This is a genomic window from Pseudomonas sp. P1_F1_2 (assembly GCF_056405815.1).
On the sequence record NZ_JBFUBK010000195.1, the window covers coordinates 1 to 3,746 of the forward strand.

Below are 3,746 nucleotides of genomic sequence, written 5' to 3' on the forward strand. Positions count from 1 at the left end.
GGGCTGTAGAAGTCGGCGAGGTGATGGCGCAAATCACTCAGATCGAGACACCGATCAATGCTGCGCAGAAGGTGATTGGCTGGGATGTGATCTTCAAGGTTGAACGAGTAAAACAGTCGCTCCTGCCCACTCGATAACTGTCCCATCATGCTGTGTGATCCCCCGCCGGCCAATGCAGCAATTTTGCCGCAGCCCAGACATGGGAGCTACTTTTTCAACAGAATCGGCCAGAAGCAGTCATCTAGATGGAGCGCTATCCGGAATGACTCTGGCCTCGACGTCAAACCTGCTCAACAATGCGGCACCATCAGTAACACTAAGAATCTGATCGATCGCAGCGATTTTAAGGCTTGCGTGGTCGATCTGAAATTCTGCGTCGTTGTATGCAGCCTCCGCCTCATTGTGGAGTGCATAGGCCAAATGTGCCGCGACACGGACGCTCATGGGAGCATTAACATCGCTGCCCAGATAATCAGCAAGCAACGTCCTAATCTCAAGCAGTGCGAGCGCGAGCAGCTTGGTCTGGTCAGTCTGCATAAAGGGAGTCCGGGTATTAAAAGCTAGAGTGCGAACGGATTTCGTGAGGTTATATAAACTCTTGGTCAGGCAAAAGCGAAAGACCGCTTTGGGTCGGATAGCGACCACCAGCCATTGTGACTGATCCACCCTTGTCCTCCCCTCAACGTGGAAGACGAGCCATGAACACTATTGCTAGATACAGCCATCAGCCTTGGAATAAGGGAAAGCTTCTCGGGCAGAAAGCCCCACTTCGAGTCAGAGATATCTGGGCCATCCGCGTGAGACTCCAGCTTGCTGAGAAGACGCGTGATTTGGCGCTCTTCAACTTGGCCATCGATAGCAAGCTGCGTGCCTGTGACTTAACCAAGTTGCGAGTCCGAGACATTGCCCATGGGGAGCATGTGTCGTCACGGGCCATCGTGATGCAGCAGAAAACTCAGCACCCAGTGCAATTTGAAATCACTGAGCAAACCCGAACAGTTCTGGAGGCGTGGATGCATCAGGCGCGTCTCCGCAGCGAGGACTGCTTGTTCCCGAGCCGGTTGCACGCCTCAGACCATCTTTCCACCAGACAATACGCTCGAATAGTCAAAGCATGGGTGACAGCCATTGGCCTTGATCCAACTATGTACGGTACCCACACGCTACGGAGAACCAAGGCATCGTTGATCTATCGCAGGACGAAGAACCTGAGAGCTGTCCAACTCCTGCTTGGTCATACGAAGCTTGAAAGCACTGTCAGATACCTGGGAATCGAGGTCGATGATGCCCTGGAAATGGCAGAACAGACGGAAGTCTGATCATCCATAGTGACGGTCGATGCTAGACCGTCGCGATCCGACCCAAAGCAGACGATCACGGAACTGGTTCAATGATCGCTATGGGTTCAGCCAGTCAGAATGAAGCTGCGGAAAACGCTCTTGCAGCCACTCAATAAAAACTTGAACCTGTGGGGCCAGATGCGTCCGGCTTGGGTACAGCAACGACACGGGGCGAGGGGCTGGCCGATAGGGCTTTAGAATTTCCACCAAACCGCGACTGTCCAAATGCTCGGCCACGGTGATTCCTGGTGCCTGGATTATTCCGAAGCCCGACACCCCGCACTGAACGTACGCATTCGACTCGGTGACGGTGATGCCGGCGTTACTCACAAACGCGCGATCCTGACCTTTTACCGAGAAATGCCAAGGTAATGTCCTGTTGCTCTGACCGGACAAGAAGTTAACGCCACGATGGGAGGCCAGATCGTCGAGTGTTTCGGGTTCACCATGCTCGTGCAGATACTCGGGCGCTGCACACGTCACCATGGTCGCCATCGCAATAGGGCGAGCGATCAAAGTCGAATCCGGTAGATCGCCGATACGCAACGCACAGTCGATGCCTTCACCGATCAGATCGACGGCCCGGTCAGTCACGCCCAGTACCATGTTGATACCAGGGTAGGAGGCGGTGAATTCTTTAAGGCTTTTGATGAATTCCAATTGCGCGAAAGCGGTCGGGATATCGACGCGAAGTCGGCCTGCGAGCGTTGCTCCGGATCGGTCGAACATCGAGGTCGCAGCAGAAATACCCGCCAGAATTTCCTGTACCCGCTCATAGAACCTCTCGCCTTCGGCGGTGAGTGCCACCTTTCTCGTGGTGCGCTGGAACAGGCGCACACCTAATGACGTCTCCAACTCCTGGATATATCGAGTCACCTGAGGTCGCCCGATCTCCAGCGATTCGGCGGCTTTGGTAAAGCTGCCGAGTTCGGCAAGTTTGGCGAACAGTCGCATCGATTGAAGTAATTCCATGACGCTTTCCTATGAACCCCGTCTGACTCACGAAGTTGAACATGATTGTTGTCCAAGAGTAGAACAATCATGTCTTTTTCCACGCATTTATTGCGTACCACCAATGGCGAAAAATGCACCCAAGGCAGAACCGGCTCTGGTTCGAAGCCACTGACGTGTATTTGGAGATTCGCAATGAAAGCCTGGTTATTGAAAGATTTCGGACTCGACAACCTGCAATTGGGAGAGGTAGCGACCCCGCAACCCAAGGCTGGCGAGTTGCTGGTCAAGGTCGGTGCTGTCTCGCTCAACTTTCGCGACAAGGCAATCGTCGACGGCATTTATGAGCCGCACATGGTGCCCAAACCACTTATCCCAGTGAGCGATGCCGCCGGCACGGTGGTAGCGGTCGGTGACGACGTCACACGTTTCAAAGTCGGTGATCGCGTCAACTCGCATCTTTATTCGCGTTGGCTGGATGGCGAGCCAGGGCCGAACGAACCCGATTACTGCTTCGGTTCGCCGTTGCCCGGCGGTCTGGCCGAATACATGATCATCCATGAAGACAGCGCTGTCGGTGCACCCGACAACATGAGTGACGAAGAGGCCGCAACACTTCCTATCGCTGCGCTCACGGCCTGGTATTCGCTGGTGGACTTTGGACAAATCCAGCCGGGCCAGACCGTGTTGGTTCAGGGCACTGGAGGTGTGTCGATATTTGCCGTGCAGATCGCAACTGCGCTTGGCGCGAAGGTAGTTGCGACGTCGAGTAGCGACCAGAATTTGCAAATCGTGAAGGGGCTGGGGGCCGTGGCGGGCATCAACTACAGAACGACTCCGAAATGGGCGGACGAAGTGCTGAAGCTGACCGAAGGCAAGGGTGTGGATCTGCTGCTCGATGTGGCCGGCGGCAGCGGTATCAATCAATCGGTCGCTGCAACCAAGGCATCGGGGCGTATTGCGCAGATCGGCTTTCTAACAGGGCAAAGCGTTGAACTCAATCTGATGCCACTCATTTTCCGCCAGACGACCATTCGCGGTATCGCTGTAGCGCCGCGCTCATCGTTCGACCGGATGAATACGTTCCTCAACGAACACAAGATTCGTCCCGTGATCGACCAGGTATATCCGTTCGAGAAAGCACGAGAAGCTTACGAGCATCTCGCGAAGGGAGCATTTGGAAAGGTTGTGATCAAAATCGCTTAATAACGTTAAGGCGCCAATACGGCGCCTTTTTTCGCCTCTCGCAGGAGATTCAACTCCATAGTTGAGCCGGGCGAGACTCAGGCTCAAACGTCCGCTTCTGGCCGATTCTGTTGAAAAAGTCGGTTCTTCCAGACTGCCCGCATACTGACCGCTTACAACGCCTTTTTTGCACGCCGCCACGCGAAATCTGAACCCAGAATCCTCTGCTCAAAGTGAAGATTTCAATCTCAAGCGCGTACTTTTCTGTCG

Annotated in this window: 4 protein-coding genes and 2 pseudogenes; 2 read left to right on the plus strand and 4 right to left on the minus strand. The window is 54.4% G+C overall.

What is annotated here, in order from left to right:
• Together AC1D2P_RS30390 and AC1D2P_RS30395 are read right to left on the minus strand one after the other, a co-directional pair.
• Positions 1-149, minus strand: a pseudogene (locus AC1D2P_RS30390) (IS5/IS1182 family transposase); the annotation flags it as partial.
• A gap of 88 nt (positions 150-237) precedes the next feature.
• Positions 238-666, minus strand: coding sequence for a hypothetical protein (locus tag AC1D2P_RS30395; protein ID WP_223524933.1), 429 nt, complete (start codon positions 664-666; stop codon positions 238-240).
• 32 nt (positions 667-698) lie between these two features.
• On the opposite strand from AC1D2P_RS30395, the gene AC1D2P_RS30400 reads away from it, so the two are divergent.
• Positions 699-1,319 (plus strand): tyrosine-type recombinase/integrase, encoded by a 621-nt coding sequence (locus AC1D2P_RS30400; RefSeq protein WP_223524931.1) that lies wholly within the window; start codon positions 699-701, stop codon positions 1,317-1,319.
• A 78-nt stretch (positions 1,320-1,397) separates the two neighbouring features.
• Here the strand turns inward: AC1D2P_RS30400 and AC1D2P_RS30405 are convergent, their stop codons facing one another.
• Entirely contained in the window at positions 1,398-2,312 is a 915-nt protein-coding gene (locus AC1D2P_RS30405) for a LysR family transcriptional regulator (protein WP_223524929.1), read from the minus strand.
• A 174-nt stretch (positions 2,313-2,486) separates the two neighbouring features.
• Between AC1D2P_RS30405 and AC1D2P_RS30410 the strand changes: the two genes are divergently transcribed.
• Positions 2,487-3,497: a zinc-dependent alcohol dehydrogenase family protein gene (locus tag AC1D2P_RS30410; RefSeq protein ID WP_223524927.1), complete on the plus strand. Its 1,011-nt coding sequence runs from the start codon at positions 2,487-2,489 to the stop codon at positions 3,495-3,497.
• 49 nt (positions 3,498-3,546) lie between these two features.
• On the opposite strand, the pseudogene AC1D2P_RS30415 reads toward AC1D2P_RS30410, so the two are convergent.
• Positions 3,547-3,746, minus strand: a pseudogene (locus AC1D2P_RS30415) (hypothetical protein); the annotation flags it as partial.

Coding starts and splice junctions, on each gene's coding strand:
- AC1D2P_RS30405 (WP_223524929.1), bottom strand. CDS start 2,312: ATGGAATTACTTCAATCGATGCGACTGTTCGCCAAACTTGCCGAACTC.
- AC1D2P_RS30400 (WP_223524931.1), top strand. CDS start 699: ATGAACACTATTGCTAGATACAGCCATCAGCCTTGGAATAAGGGAAAG.
- AC1D2P_RS30410 (WP_223524927.1), top strand. CDS start 2,487: ATGAAAGCCTGGTTATTGAAAGATTTCGGACTCGACAACCTGCAATTG.